The 25006-nt window shown below is 59.3% G+C and carries 17 protein-coding genes and 1 pseudogene; 9 read left to right on the forward strand and 9 right to left on the reverse strand.

Going from position 1 to position 25006, the window contains the following annotated elements; all coding sequences use genetic code 11:
- The first annotated feature begins 121 nt into the window (after nucleotides 1-121).
- Nucleotides 122-808 (forward strand): DUF502 domain-containing protein, encoded by a 687-nt coding sequence (locus tag LVY75_18705; GenBank protein XAZ25193.1) that lies wholly within the window; start codon nucleotides 122-124, stop codon nucleotides 806-808.
- Nucleotides 809-832: 24 nt separating this feature from the next.
- On the opposite strand, the gene recG is transcribed toward LVY75_18705, so the two are convergent.
- Nucleotides 833-2938 (reverse strand): ATP-dependent DNA helicase RecG, encoded by a 2106-nt coding sequence (recG, locus tag LVY75_18710; protein ID XAZ25194.1) that lies wholly within the window; start codon nucleotides 2936-2938, stop codon nucleotides 833-835.
- A 94-nt stretch (nucleotides 2939-3032) separates the two neighbouring features.
- On the opposite strand from recG, the gene LVY75_18715 reads away from it, so the two are divergent.
- Both LVY75_18715 and mfd read left to right on the forward strand, forming a co-directional pair.
- Complete coding sequence (locus LVY75_18715) at nucleotides 3033-3335, forward strand: succinate dehydrogenase assembly factor 2 (GenBank protein XAZ25195.1); 303 nt, start codon at nucleotides 3033-3035, stop codon at nucleotides 3333-3335.
- The gene (gene mfd, locus LVY75_18720) at nucleotides 3332-6838 is read left to right on the forward strand and encodes a transcription-repair coupling factor (protein ID XAZ25196.1); all 3507 of its coding nucleotides are present in this window, start codon (nucleotides 3332-3334) and stop codon (nucleotides 6836-6838) included. The genes LVY75_18715 and mfd overlap by 4 nt, the downstream gene beginning before the upstream one ends.
- Before the next feature lie 59 nt (nucleotides 6839-6897).
- Here mfd and LVY75_18725 read toward each other — a convergent pair whose 3' ends face one another.
- On the reverse strand, nucleotides 6898-7569 hold the full coding sequence (locus LVY75_18725; GenBank protein ID XAZ25197.1) for a DsbA family oxidoreductase: 672 nt from the start codon (nucleotides 7567-7569) through the stop codon (nucleotides 6898-6900).
- 125 nt (nucleotides 7570-7694) lie between these two features.
- Nucleotides 7695-9497 (reverse strand): extracellular solute-binding protein, encoded by a 1803-nt coding sequence (locus tag LVY75_18730; protein ID XAZ25198.1) that lies wholly within the window; start codon nucleotides 9495-9497, stop codon nucleotides 7695-7697.
- Between the two features lie 284 nt (nucleotides 9498-9781).
- Between LVY75_18730 and LVY75_18735 the strand changes: the two genes are divergently transcribed.
- Nucleotides 9782-10453 carry an invasion associated locus B family protein gene (locus tag LVY75_18735; protein ID XAZ25199.1) on the forward strand — a complete coding sequence of 224 codons (672 nt, stop codon included), beginning with the start codon at nucleotides 9782-9784 and terminating at the stop codon, nucleotides 10451-10453.
- 157 nt (nucleotides 10454-10610) lie between these two features.
- Here the strand turns inward: LVY75_18735 and hspQ are convergent, their stop codons facing one another.
- From hspQ to LVY75_18750, 3 genes are all read right to left on the reverse strand, one after another.
- Nucleotides 10611-10940 carry a heat shock protein HspQ gene (gene hspQ / locus LVY75_18740; protein XAZ25200.1) on the reverse strand — a complete coding sequence of 110 codons (330 nt, stop codon included), beginning with the start codon at nucleotides 10938-10940 and terminating at the stop codon, nucleotides 10611-10613.
- A gap of 154 nt (nucleotides 10941-11094) precedes the next feature.
- Nucleotides 11095-12504, reverse strand: a complete 1410-nt coding sequence (glnA, locus tag LVY75_18745) for a type I glutamate--ammonia ligase (protein ID XAZ25201.1) — start codon at nucleotides 12502-12504, stop codon at nucleotides 11095-11097.
- Between the two features lie 77 nt (nucleotides 12505-12581).
- Nucleotides 12582-12920 carry a P-II family nitrogen regulator gene (locus tag LVY75_18750; GenBank protein ID XAZ25202.1) on the reverse strand — a complete coding sequence of 113 codons (339 nt, stop codon included), beginning with the start codon at nucleotides 12918-12920 and terminating at the stop codon, nucleotides 12582-12584.
- A gap of 344 nt (nucleotides 12921-13264) precedes the next feature.
- On the opposite strand from LVY75_18750, the gene LVY75_18755 reads away from it, so the two are divergent.
- Nucleotides 13265-14737, forward strand: coding sequence for an NAD(P)H-hydrate dehydratase (locus LVY75_18755; protein ID XAZ25203.1), 1473 nt, complete (start codon nucleotides 13265-13267; stop codon nucleotides 14735-14737).
- 4 nt (nucleotides 14738-14741) lie between these two features.
- Here LVY75_18755 and LVY75_18760 read toward each other — a convergent pair.
- The 3 genes and pseudogenes from LVY75_18760 to uvrA all read right to left on the reverse strand — a co-directional run bounded on the left by LVY75_18760 (nucleotide 14742) and on the right by uvrA (nucleotide 18974).
- Nucleotides 14742-15549 (reverse strand): annotated as a pseudogene (locus LVY75_18760) (DUF72 domain-containing protein).
- 24 nt (nucleotides 15550-15573) lie between these two features.
- Nucleotides 15574-16053, reverse strand: coding sequence for a GNAT family N-acetyltransferase (locus LVY75_18765; GenBank protein ID XAZ25204.1), 480 nt, complete (start codon nucleotides 16051-16053; stop codon nucleotides 15574-15576).
- Nucleotides 16050-18974: an excinuclease ABC subunit UvrA gene (gene uvrA, locus LVY75_18770; protein ID XAZ25205.1), complete on the reverse strand. Its 2925-nt coding sequence runs from the start codon at nucleotides 18972-18974 to the stop codon at nucleotides 16050-16052. Before uvrA ends, LVY75_18765 begins: the two co-directional genes overlap by 4 nt.
- A gap of 254 nt (nucleotides 18975-19228) precedes the next feature.
- On the opposite strand from uvrA, the gene LVY75_18775 reads away from it, so the two are divergent.
- The 4 genes from LVY75_18775 (at nucleotide 19229) to LVY75_18790 (ending at nucleotide 25004) form a co-directional block, all read left to right on the forward strand.
- A complete protein-coding gene (locus LVY75_18775) occupies nucleotides 19229-19789 on the forward strand; it encodes a single-stranded DNA-binding protein (protein ID XAZ25206.1) in 561 nt (186 codons plus the stop codon).
- 309 nt (nucleotides 19790-20098) lie between these two features.
- Nucleotides 20099-21391 carry a site-specific integrase gene (locus tag LVY75_18780; protein ID XAZ25207.1) on the forward strand — a complete coding sequence of 431 codons (1293 nt, stop codon included), beginning with the start codon at nucleotides 20099-20101 and terminating at the stop codon, nucleotides 21389-21391.
- Nucleotides 21388-22896, forward strand: a complete 1509-nt coding sequence (locus tag LVY75_18785) for a hypothetical protein (GenBank protein XAZ25208.1) — start codon at nucleotides 21388-21390, stop codon at nucleotides 22894-22896. Before LVY75_18780 ends, LVY75_18785 begins: the two co-directional genes overlap by 4 nt.
- Complete coding sequence (locus LVY75_18790) at nucleotides 22893-25004, forward strand: hypothetical protein (GenBank protein ID XAZ25209.1); 2112 nt, start codon at nucleotides 22893-22895, stop codon at nucleotides 25002-25004. The genes LVY75_18785 and LVY75_18790 overlap by 4 nt, the downstream gene beginning before the upstream one ends.
- Nucleotides 25005-25006 lie beyond the last annotated feature (2 nt).

Genomic DNA, 25006 nt, shown 5'->3' on the forward strand with positions numbered 1-25006 from the left:
CTTCGAGGCTGAAACATGTTGTGCGACAAGGCGAATTCTGGCAATTTTGTGCCTTGCGGACACAGGGGGAAGGTCGGTCAACCGGCCTGTCTAAAGACTGAAACGGAGTTCATCAGAAAAGATGTCCGAGAAGGCCCCCCGAGTGCCGGTCGCCATGCGGCTACGCAATAATTTCCTCGCTGGACTGATTATCTGCGCACCGATCGCCATCACCATCTGGCTGACCTGGACCTTCATCCACTGGTCGGACAGCTGGGTGCGCCCCTATATCCCGGCGCGCTGGAATCCCGAGAGTTACATAAACTTCGCCATTCCCGGCTTTGGCCTGTTGACCGCGGTGATCATCATCACGATCGTCGGCTTTCTCGGCAAGAATCTGATCGGTCAGAGCATCGTCCGCTTCGGTGAGTCCATCGTCCAGCGCATGCCGCTGGTGCGCACGATCTACAGAAGCGTGAAGCAGATCTTCGAAACGGTACTGAAAGAGCAGTCCAATTCCTTCAAGAAGGTCGGCCTGATCGAATATCCCGGTCCGGGCCTCTGGGCGCTGGTCTTCATCGCGACCGATGCCAAGGGCGAGATCGGCTCGAAGTTCAACGCCATGGGGCAGGACATGGTCGCCGTCTTCCTGCCGCCGACGCCGGTGCCGACGGCCGGCTTCCTGATCTTCGTGCCGCGCGAAAAGATCGTCATGCTCGACATGAGCCCGGAAGATGCCGCCAAATTCCTGATATCGGGTGGCCTCGTTGCCCCGGAACACCTGCCGGTCGTGCGCCCCAAGCCGAAGGCAATATCCAAGGTCGACTAGAGCCTTTCCCGATCGGGAACGACTCTATCCGGCTCGGAGGAAACGGATCGCCTCGTCGCGGCGGAAGAGATAGAGCAGGGTGCGCACGGCCTCGCCACGCTCGCTCGTCAGGTCCGGATCGCGTTCGATCAGATAGGCGGCATCCTTGCGGGCGATTTCCAGCAAATCGGCATGCGCCTCGATACTGGCGATACGGAACCCGGGCGTGCCTGACTGGCGCGTCCCGAGGATTTCGCCTTCGCCGCGCAGTTTCAAATCCTCTTCGGCAATCCGGAAACCGTCTTCCGTATCGCGCATGATGGACAGACGTGCATGGCCCGTCTCTCCGAGCGGCCCCTTGTAGAGCAGGATGCAGGTCGAGGCCTCGTCCCCGCGGCCGACGCGACCGCGAAGCTGGTGCAACTGCGCCAATCCGAAGCGCTCGGCATGTTCGATCACCATGATGGTCGCATCGGGCACGTCGACGCCGACTTCGACGACGGTCGTCGCCACCAGAAGCCGCAACTCGCCGCTCTTGAAGGCGAGCATGACCGCGTCCTTTTCCGGACCGCTCATGCGCCCATGAATGAGGCCGATGCCAGGGCCGAGTGCGGAAACGAGCGTTGCGTGTCGCTCTTCCACCGACATTAGATCGACTTCTTCGGACTCTTCGACCAGCGGGCAGATCCAATAGGCCTTCTTGCCTTCGGCAAGCGCACTCTTCAACCGCCCGACGATTTCGCCGGTCCGTTCTGTCGGGATGGTGATGGTGGTGATCGGCTTTCGGCCGGCGGGCTTTTCGGTCAGCTTCGAAACGTCCATATCGCCGAAAGCGGCCAGAACCAGCGTGCGCGGGATCGGCGTTGCCGTCATGACCAGCATATGCGGCGAGATGCCCTTTGCCGTCAGCCGCAGGCGCTGGTGCACGCCGAAACGATGCTGCTCGTCGACGACGGCCAGCATCAGGTTCTTGTAGTTGACGCTGTCCTGGAAGAGCGCATGCGTGCCGATGACGATCTGCGCCTCGCCGGAGGCGATGCGTTCGAGAATGTCCTCCCGCTCGCGCCCCTTGGTGCGCCCCGTCAATACTTCGACGCTAAGACCGGCGGCGGCTGCGAATTTCGAGATCGTCGCATGATGCTGGCGTGCGAGGATTTCCGTCGGCGCCATCAGCACGGCCTGTCCGCCGCTTTCGATGACGGCGGCCATCGACAACAGCGCCACCAGCGTCTTGCCGGAGCCGACATCGCCCTGCAAAAGCCGCAGCATGCGTTCTTCGCCGGCCATATCCTTCAGCACGTCGGCTACGGCTCCGGTCTGGCTCTTGGTTGGAGAAAAAGGAAGATTTTGCAATATCTTGCCGCTGATTTCTCCAGTGGCATGTACGGGTTGTCCGGCGACCTTGCGCAGCCGCTGGCGCACCAGCGCCAGTGACAGCTGGCCGGCCAGGAATTCGTCATAGGCAAGGCGGCGGCGGGCAGGCGTCTGCGGATCGATATCGGACGTATCCCGCGGCTCGTGCAGAATATGGAAACTGTCGCGGATCGTCGGCAGGCCCTGTTTTTGCGCGAGCGCCAGATCGATCCATTCCGGCAATTCCGGCATGCGCGGCAATGCCGCCTCGATGATCTTGCGCAAGGTCTTAGGAGAAAGCCCTGCCGTCAGCGGATAGATCGGCTCGACCAGCGGCAGGTTCTCACCTTCGCTTGCCCTGACGATATAGTCGGGGTGAACCATCGAAGCGCGACCGTTGAACCAGTCGACCTTGCCGCTGACGGTCACTTCCTCGTCGATCGGCAATTGTTTTTCCAGCCATGCCGCCTGGCCGCGGAAGAAGACGAGCGTCAGCTCGCTGGTCTCGTCATGCAGGAACACCCGGTAGGGAACGTTGCGATTGCCGCGGGGCGGCGCCTGATGCCGGTCGACACGCGCAGTGATGGTTACGATCGCGCCTTGCGGCGCGCGGGCAATGCCCGGCTGGTTGCGGCGGTCGATCAGTGAGGTGGGCGCGTGGAACAGCAGATCGATGACCCGGCAATCATCTGGTGTTTCACGTCCGAGCAGCTTGACGAAAAGCTCGGAGATCTTCGGGCCGACGCCTGGAAGGCCCGAAACGGGAGAAAACAGCGGATCGAGAATGGCGGGGCGCATGGGCGCCAAAATGCGATGAACAATAGGGCCTTGGCAAGGCTGACAAGCCGCTTTCCAGGGTCTATAGAGGCGCATCAACAAGGAAGGTGATGCCATGACAGGAGTAACGCTCACGAGCGCCGGTCTCGACCCCCGACGCCGCCGGATTCTTTTCCGCTGTTGGCATCGCGGCATCAGAGAGATGGACCTTGTCTTCGGCCAGTTTGCTGAAAATGAACTTCCCACGATGAGCGACGTCGAGCTCGATGAATTCGAGACGATCATGGCGGAAGAGGACAATGACCTGGTGCGCTGGATCATGGGAACCTGGCCGACGCCCGAGCATTTACAGACGCCCATGTTTGCCCGCATTGCCGCCTACAAACCCGACTTCGAGACCCCCAGGACGCCGGAATGATCCCTGGTTTTGATGCCAAGAAGCTCGCAGCCGCCGCCGAGCCGCTGACGATCGGCAATGTGCCTGCAGGCATGGAGCCGCTGCTGCTGGCCGAGCTCGCACGCAATGGCGAGCCGGTCGCCTATGTGCTGTCAGATGGTCAACGCATGGCTGATCTGGAGCAGATGCTGGGCTTCGTTGCCCCTGATATTCCGGTCCTGACGCTGCCCGCCTGGGACTGTCTTCCCTATGACCGCGTTTCGCCGAGCGCCGATACTTCGGCGCGGCGGCTCGCCGCCCTCTCAGGCCTGATCGCCCATCGCAAGAAGCCGCATGCGGCAATCGTGCTGGTGACAGCCAATGCCATGCTGCAGAAGGTGGCGCCGCAGGATATCATCGAAAGCCTGACCTTTTCCGCGCGTCCCGGCAATCAGGTCCGGATGGACGATATCGCCGGACGGCTGGAGCGCAACGGCTTCGAGCGTGTGGCGACCGTGCGTGAGGTCGGAGAATATGCGGTGCGCGGCGGCATCCTCGATGTCTTCGTGCCCGGTTCGGAAGAACCGGTTCGCCTGGATTTCTTCGGCGACACACTGGAGAGCATCCGCAGCTTCGATCCGGCCAGCCAGCGCACGATCGGCCAGGTGCGCTCCCTCGATCTCAATCCGATGAGCGAAGTGACTCTGACGCCGGATACGATCAGCCGTTTCCGCAAGAACTACCTCTCTACCTTCGGCGCCGCCACGCGTGACGATGCGCTTTACCTCGCCGTATCGGAAGGTCGCCGCTATCCCGGCATGGAACACTGGCTTCCGTTATTCTACGAGAAGCTGGATACGGTGTTCGATTACCTCTCGGGCTTCCGCATCGTCACCGATCACACGGTGCGTGAGGCGGCCGAAGAACGGTCCAAGCTCGTCTACGACTATTACGACGCGCGTCTGAATTCCGGCCAGCAGGGCAAGGGCCAGATGGCGCAGGGCACGCCCTACAAGCCGGTCTCGCCCGGTCAGCTCTATCTCGACAGCAAGACCTTCGCGCGCACGCTCGATGCGATCAACTCGATACGCATGTCGCCTTTCAACGAGCACGAAGGCGAGGCGCGCCGCGTCGTCAATCTCGACGCGCGCCAGGGGCAGCGCTGGGCGCGCTCAAATGCCGAAGGCGGCGGTGATGCCGAGCGCGTCAATGTCTTCGACGTCGTCGTCAAGCACATCGCAGACAAGCGCGCCGGCGGTGCGAAGATCATCATCACCGCCTGGACCGAAGGGTCGCTCGAGCGTCTGCTGCAGGTGCTGAACGAACACGGCCTCGAACGCGTCAAGCCGATTACGGCGCTGGAGGATGTCTCCAGTCTTTCGAAGGGTGAGGCGGCCGCGGCTGTGCTCAGCCTCGAATCCGGCTTCGAGACCGGCGATCTCATCATCATCGGCGAGCAGGATATTCTCGGCGACCGCATGGTGCGCCGCTCGCGTCGCCGCAAGCGCGCCGCCGATTTCATCTCGGAAGTCGCGGGTCTGGATGAAGGCTCGATCGTCGTCCATGCCGAACACGGTATCGGCCGTTTCGTCGGCCTGCGCACCATCGAGGCGGCCGGTGCGCCGCATGCCTGTCTCGAACTGCAATATGCCGATGAGGCAAAGCTTTTCCTGCCGGTCGAAAACATCGATCTCCTGTCGCGCTTCGGCGGCGAGGGCACGGAAGTGCAACTCGACAAGCTCGGCGGCGGCGCATGGCAGATGCGCAAGGCCAAGCTCAAGAAGCGCCTGCTGGATATGGCCGATGCACTGATCCGCATCGCGGCCGAGCGCCTGACGCGTCACGCGCCCGTCCTGACGACGCCGGAAGGGCTCTACGACGAATTCGCCGCCCGTTTCCCCTATGACGAAACGGAAGATCAGGAAAACGCCATCGAGGCCGTGCGCGGCGATCTCGGCGCGGGCCGGCCGATGGACCGGCTCGTGTGCGGTGACGTCGGCTTCGGCAAGACGGAAGTGGCACTTCGCGCCGCATTCGTCGCCGCAATGAATGGCGTACAGGTCGCTGTCGTCGTACCGACCACGCTGCTCTCTCGCCAGCATTTCAAGACATTCTCCGAGCGCTTCCGCGGATTGCCGGTGCGCGTGCAACAGGCTTCGCGCCTTGTCGGCTCCAAGGAATTAGCGCTGACCAAGAAGGAAGTCGCCGATGGGAAGACGGATATCGTCGTCGGCACCCACGCGCTGCTTGGCTCGGGCATCAACTTCGCCAATCTTGGCCTGCTCATCATCGACGAAGAGCAGCACTTCGGCGTCAAGCACAAGGAGCGGCTGAAGGAGCTGAAGAGCGACGTGCATGTGCTGACGCTCTCGGCAACGCCGATCCCGCGCACGCTGCAGCTTGCCATGACCGGGGTGCGTGAGCTCTCGCTCATCACCACGCCGCCGGTCGATCGTATGGCGGTGCGCACTTTCATTTCGCCCTTCGACAGCCTCGTCATCCGCGAAACGCTGATGCGCGAGCATTATCGCGGCGGCCAGAGCTTCTATGTCTGCCCGCGTCTTGCCGACCTCGAAGATATCCACGCCTTCCTGCAGTCCGACGTGCCGGAGCTGAAGGTCGCCGTCGCTCATGGCCAGATGCCGGCCGGTGAACTCGAAGACATCATGAATGCCTTCTACGAAGGCCGTTATGACGTGCTGCTCTCGACCACCATCGTCGAATCCGGCCTTGACGTGCCGACGGCCAATACGCTGATCGTCCACCGCGCCGATATGTTCGGTCTTGCCCAGCTTTACCAGCTGCGCGGCCGTGTCGGCCGTTCGAAGGTGCGCGCCTTCGCGCTCTTCACGCTACCGGTCAACAAGGTGCTGACGGCAACCGCAGAGCGTCGCCTCAAGGTGCTGCAGTCGCTGGATACGCTCGGTGCCGGCTTTCAGCTCGCAAGCCACGACCTCGATATCCGCGGCGCCGGCAATCTGCTCGGCGAGGAACAGTCCGGCCATATCAAGGAAGTCGGCTTCGAGCTTTACCAGCAGATGCTGGAAGAGGCCGTTGCCGAAGTGAAGGGTGTCGACGAGATTGCCGATACCGGTTGGTCGCCGCAGATTTCCGTTGGCACTCCGGTCATGATCCCCGACAATTACGTGCCGGATCTGCACCTGCGCATGGCGCTTTATCGTCGCCTCGGCGAGGTGAGCGAGCTCAAGGAGATCGATGGCTTCGGCGCCGAGATGATCGACCGTTTCGGTCCGATGCCTGTCGAAGTCCAGCACCTGCTCAAGATCGTCTACATCAAGTCGCTCTGCCGCACGGCCAATGTTGAAAAGCTCGATGCAGGCCCGAAGGGCGTCGTCGTCCAGTTCCGCAACAAGGAATTCCCGAACCCGGCCAATCTGGTCGGCTATATTGGCAAGCAGGGTGCGATGGCGAAGATCCGTCCCGACCACAGCCTGTTCCTGACCCGCGACTTGCCCACCCCGGAAAAGCGCCTGCAGGGCGCGGCCGTCATCATGACGCAGCTTGCGGAACTGGCCAAAAGTTAAGGGCAGCCCGGCGAAACCGGACTGCCCTTACTCTCATCCGTTAGCTGGGATCGTCGGTGTCAATTCATCCCGGCGCGTGCTTCGGCCTTTGCCTTGGCGATTTCGCGCAGCGCTTCTGCCAGCACATCCGGTGTCTGTGCGCCACTGACGGCATATTGCTGGTCGAAGATGAAGAACGGCACGCCATTGACGCCCATGCGCTGCGCCGCGTCGATTTCCGAGAGAATGACGCTGCTGTCGGCATCGGACGCGAGCAGGGCAGCAATGACGGAGCACTGCAGGCCTGCCTTCTCGGCGATATCGAGCAGCACTTCATGATCGCCGATATTGCGGCCCTCTTCGAAATTGGCCTTGAACAGTGCCGAGACCACGGTCTCCTGCTTCTGCCTGTCCTCGACAACTGCCCAGTGGATCAAGCGGTGCGCATCGAGTGTGTTCGGCCCGATCTTGATGGCTTCGAAATTGAAGTTGATGCCGACTTCACGACCGTAGTTGGTCAGCATCTTGTGCGCCTCGGCCACACGTTCGGCGCCACCGAGTTTCTGCTCCAGCATCTTCTTCTGATCGACGCCTTCGCGCGGATAATCCGGATTGAGACGATAGGGGCGCCAGTTGATATCGACACCGATTTCGTCCTGAACCTCGGCGATCGCGAGCTCCAGCCGCGCCTTGCCGAGATAGCACCAGGGGCAGACGACATCAGAGACGACGTCGATGGTGATGCGTTCCATTGTAATTCCCTATTCTGCCATCCCTCAACAAGAGTTGGCTCGATGCATAGAAGATGTTGCCGGCGATCTTTAGAGGAAGGCCGAGGCAAGAGAAAGGAAATAGAGCGCTACGCTCAATGATGTGATTATTGCGCGCTCGTATCCCACCACGTCTGCAATTGATAGCCATAGAGCGGCACCGCATCCGGATGACCGATGCGTTTGTTGCGGGCAACCCATTGCTGATCGATGTGGTAGAGCGGCAGCACATAGTGGTTGGAGAGCAGCAGCCGGTCATAGGAGCGCACAGAAGCGGTGAAATCCTCCGTCGAGCGGGAGCGCAGCAGGTGATCGATCAATGTATCGAGATTGGGATCATTGGCCCCCGCGAAGCTGTCTGTACCCTGGCGCGTGCGTGCCGCCGACGACCAGCGGCCGAGCTGCTCATTGCCGGGTGACAGTGAAGAGGTATAGGCCTTCATGATCATGTCGTAGTCGAAACTGTTCGTCCGGCTCTGATATTGCGAATCGTCGACGGTGCGGATCGACGCCGCGATGCCGATCGTCTGCAGCGAACGCTGGTAGGCGACGGCGAGTTTTTCCTGATCGGGATTTTGCGTCATGATCTCGAAGGCAAGCTGCTTGCCGCTCGCATCCGCCATCTTGCCGCCCTGGATCGTGTAGCCCCCCTGTTTCAGGAGGTCGACAGCCTGCTTCAGCACCTTGCGGTCGCGTCCCGAACCGTCCGTCACCGGCAGCTTGTAGCTGCCGTCAAGGATGGTGGGGTCGATCCGGTCCTTGATCGGTCCGAGCAACGCCAGTTCACGCTCATCCGCCGGTACCCCGAAACTCGACAGATCAGAGTTCTGCCAGAAGCTTTGCGTGCGCTTGTAAGCGCCGGAGTAGAGGTTCTTGTTGGCCCATTCGAAATCGAAGACCAGCGACAGGCCTTCGCGCACCTTGATATCGCCAAAGATCGGCCGCCGCGTATTGAAGACGAAGCCCAGCATGCCGCTCGGCAGTTTCGGCTTGAAGACATCCTTGACAACCGTGCCCGATGTTGCGGCCGGGAAATCATAGGCATTGGCCCAGTGCCCGGGATTGCCCTCCAGATAGATATCGACATCACCTTTCTTGAATGCCTCGAAAAGCGTCGTGTCCTGCAGAAAATACTGCACGGTGAGCTGGTCGTAATTGTCCATGCCGACCTTGGCCGGAATGTCCTTGCCCCAATAGTTCGGGTCGCGCTCGTAGGTGATGCTCTCGCCGGGTTTCAGGCTCTTGATCTTGTAGGGACCGGAGCCGATGGGAGGCGTGAGCGAACTGCGGTCGAAACCATCAAGTGCGATCGCATGTTTCGGCAGGATCGGAAACAGGCCGAAGATCATCGGCGTCTCGCGATCTGCCTTGTCGTTGAAGGTGAAGCGTACGCTGTGGTCGCCGACCTTCTCCATTTTCGAAACGAGATTGAGGCGGCTGGAGAAGGGCACGCGTCCCTTGTCACGCAACAGTTCGAAGGAAAAGATCACGTCTTCGGGTGTAACCGGCTGCCCGTCCGACCACTTGGCTTTCGGGTTGAGGTTGAACTGAATGAAGGTACGGTCTTCATCCCATTCCACCGTTTCCGCCAACAGGCCGTAGAGCGTGAAGGGCTCGTCGCTCGAACGCTGCAGCATGGATTCATAGACGAGGTTGCCGAATTGCGGATCCCACATGCCGCGCGCCGTTGTACGCATGCTTTTCAGGATAAAAGGGTTCAGGCTGTCGAAAGTGCCGACCACGCCATAGGTGATTTTCCCGCCCTTCTTCACGTCGGGATTGACGTAAGGGAAGTGCTTGTAATCGGCAGGCAGCGCCGGCGCACCGTGCATGGCAATACCATGTACGGGCTCAGCAGCGGCGGCGCCACTGATCAGCGTGAAAGCGGCGAGAAGGGCGATCCGAAGCATTCTGAAATTCCTCGATGCGTGGCGACGGGCACGATTCGCCGGCAGGGTAACATGCGAGCGTCCAATTCCAACCGGACCCGCCGTTTTCTTTACCTATGTGCCAAAATGCCCGCGAAATTGCCAAAGAAATGCTGGATATCTTCCACAGCGCGATGTAACACGTGACCCGAAGTTTTGGGGTCATGCATTTGCCTTAATTTTTTAAGAGGTGGAGTGCCGAACGACCCGGTGGTTGGGGCGGCCGAACGTAGCCCCGCAACGGATATCAGGAGACGGAATTCGTTATGATGTTCAAGTCTGAAAAGAAAATGCGGGCAGCACTGTCCGTTATGGCAGTGATCTTCGGTGCCTCGGCTCCGGTCTCGTCCTTCGCACAGGATGCAGCCGCCCAGGCTCCGGCAGCGTCGGCTGACGCGCCCGCACAGGCCGCAGGTGCACCGCGCCTCGGCTGGTACAAGACCTGCAGCAAGCAGGAAGACAACGACATCTGCGTTGTTCAGAACCTGGTTCTCGCCAATGGCGGCCAGCTGGTTACGGCCGTTGGCTTGATTTCGGTCTCCGGCAAGATCAACCGCAAGATCCTTCAGGTTTCTGTTCCTGCTGCGCGCCTGATCCCCCCGGGCATTGCAATGCAGATCGACGGCGGCAAGGGCCAGAAGCTCGATTACGCCGTCTGCCTGCCCGACAAGTGCACGGCTGAAATTCCGCTGACGGACGCCATGATCGCAAGCCTCAAGAAGGGCAGCGACGTGGTCTTCACCTCGATCAACTTCCGCCGTGCTGCAAACCCGATCAAGGTTTCGCTCGAAGGCTTCACGGGCGCTTATGACGGCGAACCGGTTTCCGAATCGAAGCTTGCCGAAAGCCAGCGCAGCCTGCAGGACAGCATGCAGAAGAAGGCTGAAGAAGCCCGCAAGAAGTTGGAAGACGCCCAGAAGGCAGCAAAGGCCCAGTAATCGGGACTTTCACGAATTGACGAAAAACCCGGTTTCAGGCCGGGTTTTTTGTTGCCGGCTTGTCGCGCAAAAGTGTGAAGCCGTTTTTGCGCGACATGCGAGAATAGAAAAAGGCCCCGACATGCGGGGCCTTGTCATAGAGGTCATGTGATCCGACTTAATGGGCGAAGCTCATCTTGGGTTTGAACTGGCCCGTCGGGCCGCGGTCGAAGATCTGCTCGACCTGCGGATTGCGAAGCGGCGTATCGCTCTCGTCGCTCACCAGGTTCTGCTCGGAAACATAGGCGACATATTCGCTGTCATCGTTTTCGGCAAGCAGATGGTAGAACGGCTGGTCCTTGCTGGGGCGGACTTCCGCGGGAATGGAATTCCACCATTCTTCCGTATTCGCGAACTCCGGATCAACGTCAAAGATGACGCCGCGAAACGGAAAAACCTTGTGCCGAACCACTTCGCCTATGCTGAACTTTGCAACTCTTTCTTTCATGGTACGACTTCCTTTCTCACCTGATTTGGTGATCGGCCCCCCGCAAATCAAGATTTTTTGCGGGACTTCGTCACATGATTGTCATGTCTGCCCATCGGTTTTCATGACCTCGGGGTCGAAAAAAGCCCCGGCGAACCGGGGCTTCTCTCTTGTTTTATGCCGAGTAATACATGTCGTACTCGACCGGATGCGGCGTCATTTCGAAGCGCATCACTTCAGCCATCTTCAGCTCGATGAAGGCATCGATCTGATCGTCGTCGAAGACGCCGCCAGCCGTCAGGAACTTGCGGTCCTTGTCGAGGCTTTCCAGCGCTTCACGCAGTGAGCCGCAGACGGTCGGGATCTTCTTCAGTTCCTTCGGCGGCAGGTCGTAGAGGTCCTTGTCCATGGCCTTGCCGGGATGGATCTTGTTCTTGATGCCGTCGAGGCCTGCCATCAGCATGGCGGCAAAGGAGAGGTAAGGGTTCGCCATCGGATCCGGGAAGCGGACTTCGACACGCTTTGCCTTCGGATTGGTGCCGAACGGAATGCGGCAGGAGGCCGAACGGTTGCGCGCGGAATAGGCGAGCAGAACCGGTGCTTCGTACCCCGGGACGAGACGCTTGTAGGAATTCGTCGACGGATTGGTGAAGGCGTTGATCGCCTTGGCATGCTTGATGATGCCGCCGATATAGTAGAGGCAGGATTCGGACAGGCCTGCATATTCGTCGCCGGCGAAGGTCGGCTTGCCGCCCTTCCAGATCGACTGGTGAACGTGCATGCCCGAACCGTTGTCACCGAAGATCGGCTTCGGCATGAAGGTTGCCGTCTTGCCATAGGCATTGGCGACCTGATGGACGACATACTTGTAGATCTGCATCTTGTCGGCGTTGCGAACGAGCGTGTCGAACTTGATGCCGAGTTCGTGCTGGGCGGCAGCCACTTCATGGTGATGCTTTTCAACGACGACGCCCATTTCCGAGAGAACCGTCAGCATTTCCGAACGCATGTCCTGGGCGCTGTCGATTGGCGGAACCGGGAAATAGCCGCCCTTGACGCGCGGGCGGTGGCCGAGGTTGCCGGTCTCGTAGTCGGTATCGTCGTTCGACGGCAGTTCGGTCGAGTCGAGCTTGAAGCCGGTGTTGTAGGGATCAGCCTTGTACTTGACGTCGTCGAAGACGAAGAATTCGGCTTCCGGGCCGACGAAGATCGTGTCGCCGATGCCGGATGCCTTCAGATAGGCTTCGGCCTTCTTGGCAGTGCCGCGCGGGTCGCGGTTATAGGCTTCGCCGGAAACCGGGTCGAGGATGTCACAGACGATGACCATGGTCGACTGCGCGAAGAACGGGTCCATGTGCACGGTGTCCGTGTCGGGCATGAGCACCATGTCGGACTCGTTGATGGCCTTCCAGCCGCCGATCGAGGAGCCGTCGAACATGACGCCATCGGCGAACATGTCTTCATCGACGCAAACAACGTCCATCGTTACGTGCTGCAGCTTGCCCTTGGGGTCGGTAAAGCGCAGGTCGACGAACTTGACGTCGTTTTCCTTGATCTGCTTCAGGATTTCGCTTGCACTCGCCATAAGATGCTTCCTCTGTTTTGTGATGATGTTACGTTATGTGCGATGAGGATGGGTGAGCTTGCCCGAAGGCAAAGCTTTCAGATGGCATCGATACCGGTTTCACCGGTGCGGATGCGGATGACCTCTTCGACGTTGGAAACAAAAATCTTTCCGTCGCCGATGCGCCCCGTCTGCGCGGCCTTGCGGATCGCGTCGATGACGGCCTCCGCATTTTCATCTGCGAGCACGACCTCAACCTTCACCTTCGGCAGGAAATCGACGACGTATTCAGCGCCGCGGTAGAGTTCGGTGTGGCCCTTCTGGCGACCGAAGCCCTTCGCTTCCGTGACGGTAATACCCTGCAGACCGACTTCCTGAAGGGCTTCCTTCACCTCGTCCAGCTTGAAAGGCTTAATGATCGCTTCGATCTTTTTCATGAGAAAATGTCTCTCCGCTTCTCCTGTTACAGCAGGAACGTTCCCGCTCGCGGAATATGATGCAGATATCGTGCCAGTTTGAAATCCGTCTCGCGCAAAAAATCGCGGAATTTTATGTGCGCGACCTTGTTTGCCAGCGTTTCAATGTCGTTTTCATGAAAAATGAGGTGAGTAGGGGCGCATTTTTATCGAAAATGATACAAAACCTGAAAAAACCATTCCATTTTCGACTTCTCGATGGCTCTTACGATTCGATGAAAAATTAATCAGATGCACAAAATATGATCTTTTGTTTTCTCGATCATGCGGTTGTTTTTTAGGCGTTTTTTGAATTGAATAGGGCCATGAGCCAACGCCTTTCCGATCTCCTCCTCACACCTGCCGAAATGGCCGCCGCTGATAGGGCTGCCGCTGAAACCGGAATCGACTCCTACGGCCTGATGGAGAAGGCGGGTGCCGCTGTCGCCGCCGCTGCGCTGCGGCTTTATCCGGGCACTGCACGTTTTGCCGTCCTCTGCGGTCCCGGCAATAATGGCGGCGACGGCTATGTGGTTGCCCGGCTTCTGCAGGAGAGTGGCGCACGTGTGGAGATCTTCTATCTCGGCGATCCGGAGAAGCTGAAGGGAGACGCGGCACGGGCGAGGGCAGCCTGTGCGCTGAAGGGCTTGGATATAGGCAACTATGATCCAGTGCAGGGCGATATCGTCGTCGACGGTCTCTTCGGAGCGGGCCTGGCGCGCGATGTGCCGCCCGATGTCGCCGATTTGATCCGCAAGGTCGGCAGGGCGGGCACGCCGGTCATTGCTGTCGACCTCCCATCAGGCCTCGACGGGCGCACCGGTGCCGTGCTCGGAGCCGCCTTCCGCGCGGCGCATACCGTGACCTTCATGACCCGTAAGCCCGGCCATCTTCTGATGCCGGGCAGGGAGCTTTGCGGCAGCCTCGAGGTCTTCGATATCGGTATTCCGAGCCGCATCATCCAGGCGCAGACGACTGGCCTCGTGGCCGAGAATACGCCCTGCGCCTGGCGCGCTGCCATGCCGGCCGAGCAGTTGGAAACACACAAATACAAGCGCGGCCACCTTGTCGTGTTTTCGGGAGAGGCGAGCAAGACGGGCGCAGCCCGCATGTCGGCCATGGCGGGCCTGAAAGCCGGGGCCGGACTGGTGACGATCGCAGCGCCGACCGAAGCCCTCTCGGCCAACAGCGCCCATCTGACCGCCATCATGCTGCACGCCATTGATGACGCGGCGGCGTTGAAGGGTTGGCTTGGAGATGCACGGCTTCAGACCTTCGTTCTCGGACCCGGTTTCGGGATTGGAAAGAAAGCCCGTAAATTTGTGTCTCTGCTCCGGGACCGGCACGTCGTTCTCGATGCTGACGGTATCAGTTCGTTCAAGGATGACCCGCAGGCGCTGTTCGATCTGTTCAAGGGGGAACCGCGCCTCGTGCTGACGCCACACGATGGCGAATTCGCTCGCCTCTTTCCCGATATTGCCGCCGACGAGAAGGCGGGGAAGGTCGACAAGGCGCTCGCAGCCGCAAGCCGCGCCAACGCCGCCGTCATATACAAGGGTGCCGATACCGTCATCGCCTCGCCGGATGGGCGGGCACTGATCAATTCCAACGCGCCGGTCTGGCTCGCCACCGCAGGCTCAGGCGACGTATTGGCCGGCATCATCGGCGGCCTGCTTGCCCAAGGAGTGCCGGCTTTCGAGGCGGCGGCTGCCGGCGTCTGGCTGCATGGCGAAGCCGGCGATCGCGCCGGCAAGGGCCTCACCGCCGAAGATCTCGCCAGCCACGTGCTGCCGTTTTGAGCTCTTAACCGTCTACACGCTTCTGCAGGGCGATTGCCCCATGCGGCGCATTGACCTTGCCCTCATGAATCATGAAGGCGAAGACATCGCGCGGTTCAATTTTGACCTTGCGGTCCTTGTCGATCAGCGGCAGGTCGTCAGGCACCTTGCCTTCGGCCCAGACCTGCAGCCGTTTGGTCCAGTCCTTCAGTTCCGGCTCCGGGTAGCAGGTCGGAATATCGTCCGATCCCTTCTGCAGACGCGTGTAGACGAAATCCGCCGTTACGTCGGCAATCATCGGATAGTCGAAATGTTCGGCGCAGACGGGCGCCACCCCGTATTTTTCGAGCAGCGCAATGAATTCAGGCACTTTGAAGGAATCGTGCCGGACTTCGACGACATGGCGCAGCTTCAGCCCGTCCTGCTTTTCGGGCAGTAGCTTCAGGAAGGCTTCGAAATCATCGGGCTCGAATTTCTTGGTGGGCGCAAACTGCCAGAGCAACGGGCCGAGATGATCGCCAAGCTCGCTGATGCCGGACGAGAGGAACCTCTCCATCGACTCCCAGGCTTCGGCGAGCACGCGCCTGTTGGTGGTGTAGCGCGTCGCCTTCAGCGAAAAAAACGAAACCATCGGGCACGTCGGCGGCCCATTTGGCGAAGACTGCCGGTTTCTGCGTGCTGTAATAGGTGCCGTTGACCTCGATGACCTTCAACTGGCGGCTGGCATAGTGCAGCTCGTCCTTCTGCTTGAGATCGTCGGGAAAGAAATGGCCGCGCCACGGCTCGAATGTCCAGCCGCCGATACCCACGCGGATCGTGCCCGATTTGCTCATCTCTTCCTCCTCGCTTGCGATCCCTCAGATCGCGCCAACCTTCTTCGTCCTGTCGATCGTTTTCGACATGTCGACGATAGTCCACCCTGGCCGATTGGGATGGGGGCGGCGACCCGTTTCCTGAAAACCGAAGGCGGAATAGAGCGCTATGTTCCGCTCCATCAGCGCATTGGTATAAAGTCGGATCTCCGGCACAGCCCATTCCCGCGCTCTGTCCTCCAGCCAGGTAAGCATTGCAACGCCATGTCCCGATCCCTGAAACTCAGGCGCGACGGCGATGCTGAAGAGCATAAGATGGTCCGGGTGGCGTTCAACAACGACCAGTCCCGCAATCCTGTCGTCAGCCTCCCGCAACCAGATCTCTCCGCGATCGAGCCGAGGCCCGTAATCTTCGGTTACGGGCACCGGCGGCGCGCCGAAGCTTTGTGTATATGGGGCAAAGGCAGCTGCCGTCAGCGCCACGACAACCGGTAGATCCGCTTCCGTGGCACGCCGCATGGTCATTCCGCCGCCGCGAACGTCTTCTTGACCGGTCGCCGCTCCAACAATTCCTTCAGGAAATGACCGGTATAGGAGCGCTTCTCCTTGACGATGGTCTCCGGCGTCCCGACGGCCACGATCTCGCCGCCGCCGTCACCGCCTTCAGGGCCGAAGTCGAGGATCCAGTCGGCAGTCTTGATGACTTCGAGATTGTGCTCGATGACCACAACCGAATTGCCCTGATTGACCAGCTCGTGCAGCATTTCCAGAAGCTTGGAGACGTCATGGAAATGCAGGCCAGTTGTCGGCTCGTCGAGGATATAGAGCGTGCGGCCCGTCGAACGCTTCGACAGTTCCTTGGCGAGTTTGACGCGCTGCGCCTCACCACCCGAGAGCGTATTGGCCTGCTGGCCGACCTTGATATAGCCAAGGCCGACATCGAAAAGTGACTGCAGCTTATCGCGCACGCCCGGAACCGCTGCGAAGAACTCGACACCTTCTTCCACCGTCATGTCCAGCACGTCGGAGATCGACTTGCCCTTGAAAGTCACGTCGAGCGTTTCGCGGTTATAACGCTTGCCGTGGCAGACGTCGCAGGTGACATAGACGTCGGGCAGGAAATGCATCTCGATCTTGATGACGCCATCGCCCTGGCAGGCTTCGCAGCGGCCGCCCTTGACGTTGAAAGAGAAACGGCCCGGCTGATACCCGCGCGCCTTGGCCTCCGGCAGGCCGGCGAACCAGTCGCGGATCGGCGTGAAGGCGCCGGTATAGGTCGCCGGATTGGACCGCGGCGTACGGCCGATCGGCGACTGGTCGATATCGATCACCTTGTCGATATGTTCGAAACCGTCGATGCGATCGTGATCGGCAGGGATTTCGCGCGCGCCCATGACACGACGCGCTGCAGACTTGTAGAGCGTTTCGATCAGGAAAGTGGACTTGCCGCCTCCCGAAACACCCGTAACAGCCGTGAAGACGCCGAGCGGAATGGCTGCGGTGACGTTCTTCAGATTGTTGCCGCGCGCGCCGACGACCTTGATCTCCTTGCCTTTCTTCGGCTTGCGTCGCTCGTCGGGCAGGGCCACCCCGAGTTCGCCCGACAGATATTTGCCGGTGAGCGACTTCGGATTGGCCATGATCTCCTGCGGCGTGCCATGTGCCACCACCTGGCCGCCATGGACGCCGGCAGCGGGGCCGATATCGACCACATCATCAGCCGTCAGGATCGCATCTTCGTCATGCTCGACGACGATAACCGTATTGCCGATATCGCGCAGGTGCTTCAGCGTTTCGAGAAGCCGGGCATTGTCGCGCTGGTGCAGGCCGATCGACGGCTCGTCGAGCACGTAGAGAACACCCGTCAGGCCCGAGCCGATCTGCGAGGCAAGCCGGATACGCTGGCTCTCGCCGCCCGACAGCGTGCCTGAATTGCGCGACAGGCTCAGATATTCGAGACCGACATCGTTGAGGAAGCGCAGGCGGTCGCGGATTTCCTTGAGAATGCGCACGGCAATCTCGTTCTGCTTGGCATTGAAGGTCGCCGGTAGCGTCTCGAACCAGTCGCGCGCGATGCGGATCGACATTTGCGTCACTTCGCCGATATGCAGCTTGTTGATCTTGACCGCGAGCGCTTCCGGCTTCAGGCGAAAACCATTACAGGCCGGGCAGGGGGCGGCCGACATGAAGCGCTCGATATCCTCGCGCGCCCAGGCCGAATCCGTTTCCTTCCAGCGCCGCTCGAGATTGGGCACGATGCCCTCGAAATTCTTCGAGGTCGTGTAGGAGCGCGCGCCATCGGCATAGTGGAATTCGATCTTCTCCTCGGTGCCATTGAGAATGACATCCTTGGCTTTCTCAGAGAGATCGTTCCAGCGGCTGCCGAGCTTGAAGCCGAAATGCTTGCCGAGCGCCTCAAGCGTCTGGTTGTAATAGGGCGAGGTGGACTTGGCCCACGGCGCAATCGCGCCATCCCGCAACGTGCGCTCCGGCTCAGGCACGATCAGGTCGGTATCGATCTTCTGCTGCGAGCCGAGACCGTCGCAGGTCGGGCAAGCACCGAAGGGATTGTTGAACGAGAAGAGCCGCGGCTCGATTTCCGGAATGGTGAAGCCGGAGACCGGGCAGGCGAATTTTTCCGAAAACAGCACACGCTCATGCGTCTCGTTGAGCGACTTGTTGGCAGAGCCACCAGCCGAGGTTTCCTCCGGCGGCAGCGGCTTGTCGGCAAATTCCGCAACGGCGAGCCCATCGGCGAGCTTCAGAGCGGTCTCGAAACTGTCGGCCAGACGCGAGGCCATGTCGGGGCGCACGACGATACGGTCGATGACGATATCGATATCGTGCTTGTATTTCTTGTCGAGAGCAGGCGCATCAGCGATCTCGTAGAACTGGCCATCGATCTTGACGCGCTGGAAGCCCTTTTTCATGAGCTCCGCCAGTTCCTTCTTATACTCGCCCTTGCGGCCGCGGATCATCGGCGCGAGAATGTAGAGCCGCGTGCCTTCCTCGAAAGCGAGCACCCGATCGACCATCTGGCTCACCGTCTGGCTTTCGATCGGCAGGCCGGTGGCCGGCGAATAGGGCACGCCGACGCGTGCGAAGAGCAGGCGCATGTAGTCGTAGATTTCGGTGACCGTACCGACCGTCGAGCGCGGGTTGCGCGATGTCGTCTTCTGTTCGATCGAGATTGCCGGCGAAAGCCCGTCGATCTGGTCGACGTCAGGCTTCTGCATCATTTCCAGGAACTGGCGGGCATAGGCCGAAAGGCTTTCGACATAGCGGCGCTGTCCCTCGGCATAGATCGTGTCGAAGGCGAGCGAGGATTTGCCGGAGCCGGAAAGGCCGGTCATAACGATCAGCTTGTTACGCGGCAGATCGAGGTCGATGCCCTTCAAATTATGCTCGCGCGCGCCACGGATGGAGATCGTCTTCAGTTCGCTCATCGTCTCTGCTTCAAGTCGTTTGGGGAATAACAGCCCTTATTTAGTGATGCCGACGGGCGAGTCGAGGCTGAATGTCCGGAACAACAAAGGTTTTCGATTCTGTTGACAGGATCATAGCGAATAATTAGAACAAATAAAGAACAAAATTCCTTGTGGATGACAGGAACTGGATACGCACCGCCTGTCCTCTATGGTTTAAGGTGCGCCGATGATTTTTAAACGCCGCCGGGCAGGGCGGCAGTAAGGTGAATGATATGGCTGGCAGTGTGAACAAGGTAATTCTGATCGGAAACGTGGGCGCCGACCCCGAAATCCGCCGTACGCAGGATGGCCGGCCGATCGCCAACCTTCGTATCGCGACCTCGGAAACCTGGCGTGATCGCAATTCCGGCGAGCGCCGCGAGAAGACCGAATGGCACACGGTCGTTGTCTTCAATGAAGGCCTCTGCAAGGTTGTCGAGCAATATGTGAAGAAGGGCGCCAAACTCTATATCGAAGGCGCGCTGCAGACCCGGAAGTGGCAGGACCAGACCGGCAACGACCGCTACTCGACGGAAATCGTGCTGCAGGGCTTCAACTCGACCCTGACAATGCTCGACGGTCGTGGTGAAGGCGGCGGCGCAGGGTCCGGCTTCGGCGGCGGTCGCGGTGGTGACGACTTCGGTGGCGGCGGTTACGGCGACGATTATGGTTCCAGCCCGTCTTCTGGCGGCGGTGGCCGGAGCGGCGGTGGTAACCGTGGCGGTGGCAGCAGTGGCGGTGGCAGCAGCGGCGGCAACTTCTCGCGCGATCTCGACGACGATATCCCGTTTTAGGAGGGAGCGTCAACGCTTTTGTCAACTAAGAGCCGTAAGTCGTTTAGAGACAACGACTTACGGCTTTTTCTTTGACCGGAGATCCGTCGCGCTACAAAACCTAGTAGAGGAATTCCTAACACCGTAAACTTACACCGCAGCCGTTTACTGCTATCCAGTGCGAAAGTCAGGCCTGGGAGCAGGTTGAAAGAAAATCTAGGCCGGCAAGAAAAAAATATGTTGACGTGTCGGCAGGACTCCAGTTAGTTCACGCATTGACAGATTAATTATAATTTGTAGCTTTCACCGTTATTTCGGTGGGAGCTTTTTGTGCTGTTGTCTTCGCAAAATCCTTACAGCGTTCGATGGTCGATTTTTTCGTCCGGCGAGCGCATGCCCTTTTTGGTGCGAGCGGACACCGGGTTGCCTCTCGAGGCTGCCACCTTCTGGATCATGGCGAGCAGTCGGCCTCTCGGCCATCAGCCGAACACCATGTTCAACCAACTCCGGTCGCTGATGCACCTCTACCTCTGGGCGGACCTGCGGGGTATCGATGTCCACGGGCGCCTCCGGGAAGGCGTTTTCCTGTCCCTGAGTGAAATCATTGATCTGACCGGTTTCTGTGGCCGATACCTGGCGGACATACTTCCCGAACTTGAACAGCGTTCTTCAAATGTCGTGGAACTGGTGAAGCGGGCAAAGCCGCAGCGAGAGCGTTCAGTTGTATCGGCCGAGAAGCGAAACCGACTGAACGTGATCTATGGGTTCCTCGAATTCACGAGCGCTGACCACCTTGCCGAACTTCAAAAATGGCCTGATCGATGGTTGGCCTACGACAAGATGCGGCGGGAATGTCTCGATCGAATTAGAGCGTACATTCGGGGCATCAGAGCGCCGAAGCGCGACGATGTCGGGCAGCGAGAGGGCGTCGACCCGGAGGTGGTGCAGCGGCTGTTGACCATCCTTGAGCCGGACCACCCCGAGAACCCCTTCCGAACGGAAGTACGCTTCCGAAACTATCTCATCGTGAGGCTGCTCATAGAGCTCGGCATTCGGCGCGGAGAGCTTCTGGGTCTCTACGTAGCCGATTTGGCACTCAGCGGGGCAAAGGGCTCTGTCACAGTGCATCGACGGCCGGATGACAAGCAGGACAACCGCCGGGAAAAACCAGCCGCCAAGACTGCAGCGCGGATACTGCCGTTGAGCGCCCGCGCCACGGAAATGGTTCATGAATGGGTCGTCAAGTATCGATCGAAACTACCGTTCGCAAAGCTGAATCCCTTCCTGATTGTCAGCATGCCCGACGGCAAACCAATGTCGCTGTCAAACGTCAATAAGATCTTCCTGGCGATACGTAAACGTGTTCCTGGACTGCCGGATGAGATAGGGCCGCATCCGCTGCGCCACTCGTGGAATGATGCTTTTTCTGAACTGATCGACCTCAAGGGCACCATCTCTCCGGAAGACGAGATCAAGTGGAGGAAGAGGCTCATGGGGTGGCGGAGCGATTCGACAGCTCAGCACTATCTGCGTCGTACCATACGGCGGAGGTCGGACGAGTTCCTTGCCGAAATTCAAGAAGACTTGGACATTCGAATTTGCAGTGAGGAGAGTGACGTATGACGTCGGTTCGTAGATCTGCCGGTTCCGATGACCTCCCGCGGCTTCCGACGGAGGCAATCACACGCGATGGAGTAACCTTTGATCCTCACTTAAATCAGTGGTCCCTGGGTGGCCTTTCCAATAGGCAGATCTTCAAATTCGACGAATTTGACCGTCTCTCGGAAGGGATAGTCCTGCGGCTCAAGTGGCTATTGATAGCGAAGCTTCAGGAGGCATCGTTCCCCCATTCAGTCAACCTTTTCAGAAACTTCCTCTTGTTTTATCGATCGGTGTTTTCGCGGTTGAACACTTGTTGCGAACGCATCGAACTCAGCCATGTTCTTACTTTCCAGGCGACGCTCAACGAGACGACAGAGTGGAAGCTTGGAGTTGTTCGTATCTTCCTCACGGAAATGAACAGGCTCGGTTTCGGTATCGCCTCGGAAGAGTTGCTCGAGTACCTCGACAGCTCGACCATCCGCGGCAATATCAAGGGCACTTCGATCCGCACTCGCGACTCGAAGCAAGGAGCGTTCAACGACATAGAGCTTTTGAGTATCCACTCTGCCCTCAACGATTCATATGCGCGCGGCGAGATTAGTCTGTTCCGTTTCGCAGTCGTCTGGTTGTTCCTGGCGTACGGCTGTCGTCCGATCCAGATCGCCGCAATGAAGGAGAAGGACCTCCTCGTAATCGAAAACAGCGAGGGCAAGTCATACGCGCTCCGCATCCCGCGAGCGAAACAGATAGGCAGTGGAATTCGAGGTCAGTTCAAGACTCGGTATTGCAGCAAGGATGTCGGGGCGCTGCTTGAACGTGTGATCGATCAAAACAGAGCTCGGCCGGAAACCCTGCGACTGCGCCCCGGTGAAGCGCCTTTGTTTATGTCAAGGCAAGTTGGCCTTATGCCGGGGTTGGAGTACCACCGGACCGCTCAAACTATTGGCGCTGCGGTGAACAGCACCATCGACCGCCTAAGCGGTCTTAAGGGGAACACGAAGCGGTTTAGGATAACCCTCGCTCAGCGCGCCGTCGACGACGGAAAGGACAAGTGGACCGTTGCGGAGCTGCTGGACCATTCGGACACGCAGAACGTCGAAGTATACTTCGAGGCTAGCCCTTCGATGGTCCTGCGTCTCGATCGGCACCTCGCCATGGAGCTCGCGCCTCTCGCCCAAGCCTTCGCGGGCGTCGTCGTAAAGACGGAAGGAGAGGCTCGACGCGGCGGCGATCGAACCAGTCGTATCTACGACCGAGCCCTTATCGACAACGTCACCGACCCTCTTGGGACATGCGGGCAGATGAGCTTCTGTGGTCTGGCCGCACCATACGCATGCTATACGTGCCGGCACTTCCAACCATGGATCGACGGGCCGCACGAGGAATTCATGGCCGCGCTCATCGCCGATCGCAATCGCATGGAGGGGGATGGAATATCGCGCAAGATCTTCACAATCAGGGATCGGACAATCATTGCAGCGGCCGAAGTTATTCAGCTCTGCTCCCTGGAGCGGCTGGTGGCATGAGCGGCACGGTCCATGAGTTCACCGGCGGCGAGGCGACGAACCCGTCCGAACGCGTTGCCAAGTTCATTGCCCTGGCACGGGAGATCGAGGCTCTCGTGTCGAACGACGAGTGGAACTTAGACATCTGGCAGGTCGGATCCTCCTTCGTTACGAAAGGGCAGAACCGGGACAGCCGTGTCCTAGCGTACTACAATCGTGATACGACGCTTACTAACAGGCAGGAGGTGGTCGGTGGAGCTCCTCTCCTCGGACAATTCAGGGAATTCGCCAAAGCCTACGTCAGATATCATCATTCGACGTCGCCGGTCCTCTTCGAGCCCACGGTCAAGCGCCTGCGAGCCTTACAGTTGATAGAGGCGAGCTTCAGATGCTTGAATCTCGAACCGCGCATCGAATCCTTGAATGTCAGCGTCCTCAACGCGGCCGTCGCCTTGGCTCAAGAAGGGGTAGGACCTGGGCGGCATTACCAATTCGCCGTGACCATCCAGAAGGTCTATCGCTTCTGCATAGACCGCAAGTTCCTCCACGCGCCCTTCCAGTGGAAGCACGGAGTGAGGAAGCCAAAGGAAAAGACTGAGGAGATAGGCAAGGAGGCGAGGGAATGGAGAGAACAGAAGCTTCCGAGTCCAGAAGCCTTCCTCGCGTTGGCGCATATTTATCGGAACTCGGAGGGCTTCGTCGATCGTCTCTACTCCGCCATCACTGCCATCTTCGTATCGATCCCCATACGCATCCACGAAGTCCTTCAGCTCCGAGAAGACTGCGAGGTCTACGATAAGGTAAAGGATCCCGCCACGGGTGATACATCTGACACTTACGGCATTCGGGTCTTCCCCGGAAAGGGACACCCGCCGCAGGTGAAGTGGGTGCCGACGCTGATGGCATCGCTCGTACAGGAGGCAGTCGCTCGGATCCGGGAAATGTGTGCCGAGGCTCGCTTGGTAGCGGCGTGGTACGAGAAGAATCCAGGACAGTTGTGGTTACCCGGCGATCTCGAGAAGTTCAGATCGTCTGACTGGCTGCCGAAAGACGGCCTTGTGCGGCTGATGGATATTCGTCCGGCCAAAGACGCGGCCCGGTGGCTGAACGTGCAAGGGGTTGAATGGCGGTCCGATGGAAAGACGCCCTTCATGAAAGAAGCGCGCATCTCGTCGTTGGCCGCGGTGCACCTCAAAGATCTGCCGGGAGATTTTCCTCACCTCAACCGCTACGACGATCAAAGATACTCGGAAACGCTTCTCGTCCTGTTCGGCAACCAGGCTCATTCCGACAAGAGAACCTATCGGACGCTGATCGAGAAAGGGACCGTCCAATCTTACGACCATTGGCTGTCCGGACACGACGGGGGGAGGAAGCCGAGCGTATTCGAGCGATTTGGTTACACGGAAAGCGATGGCAGCCCGATAAAGATCAGTAGCCACGCGTTTCGCCATTGGCTGAACACGGTCGCTCAGTTGAAGGGCATGAGCGATCTCGACATCGCCAAGTGGAGCGGGCGAGAAGTCCCGCAGAACAAGGCTTATAATCATGTGACGCCCGAAGAGACCTTGAGTCAGATTAGGGCGGCGCTGGATGACGGAACCGGTAATGGCCCCATGTTCGAGGAAGGCAAGATGGTCGGCATCAACCGGCCCGTCGACCGCCGGGAGTTCGCCGAGGCCCGGATCGGCGCAGCACTAACAACGGAACTCGGCATCTGTGTACATGACTATTCACTCCTTCCGTGCGAGACGCATGGCCACTGCATTGACTGCTCCGAGAACGTCTTTATCAAAGGCGACGTGAAGCATCAGGAGAGAGTATCGAAACGCCTCGTACTGAGCGCGAAACAGCTCGATGACGCCATCCGGGCTATGGGTGAGGGTCACGTTGGAGCCGACAGATGGGTTCGCTCTCACGAGGCTAGCATCGCCAAGATGCGATTAATGCTCTCAATGCATGACGATCCCTCGATTCCCGATGGTACCGTGATGAGTCTCCCAGGTGCATCGCGTGATGGCGAAGTGGCGATGGCCCTCCGCGACAGGGACGTCAATGAGCGTTCCTCCCGAGCCGGCAGTGTGGATGACGATCTGGTCGATGCCTTGGTGGACATGTGGGAGGATTGACT

The organism is Sinorhizobium sp. B11 (assembly GCA_039725955.1).
In the GTDB taxonomy this organism is placed as follows: Bacteria; Pseudomonadota; Alphaproteobacteria; order Rhizobiales; family Rhizobiaceae; genus Rhizobium.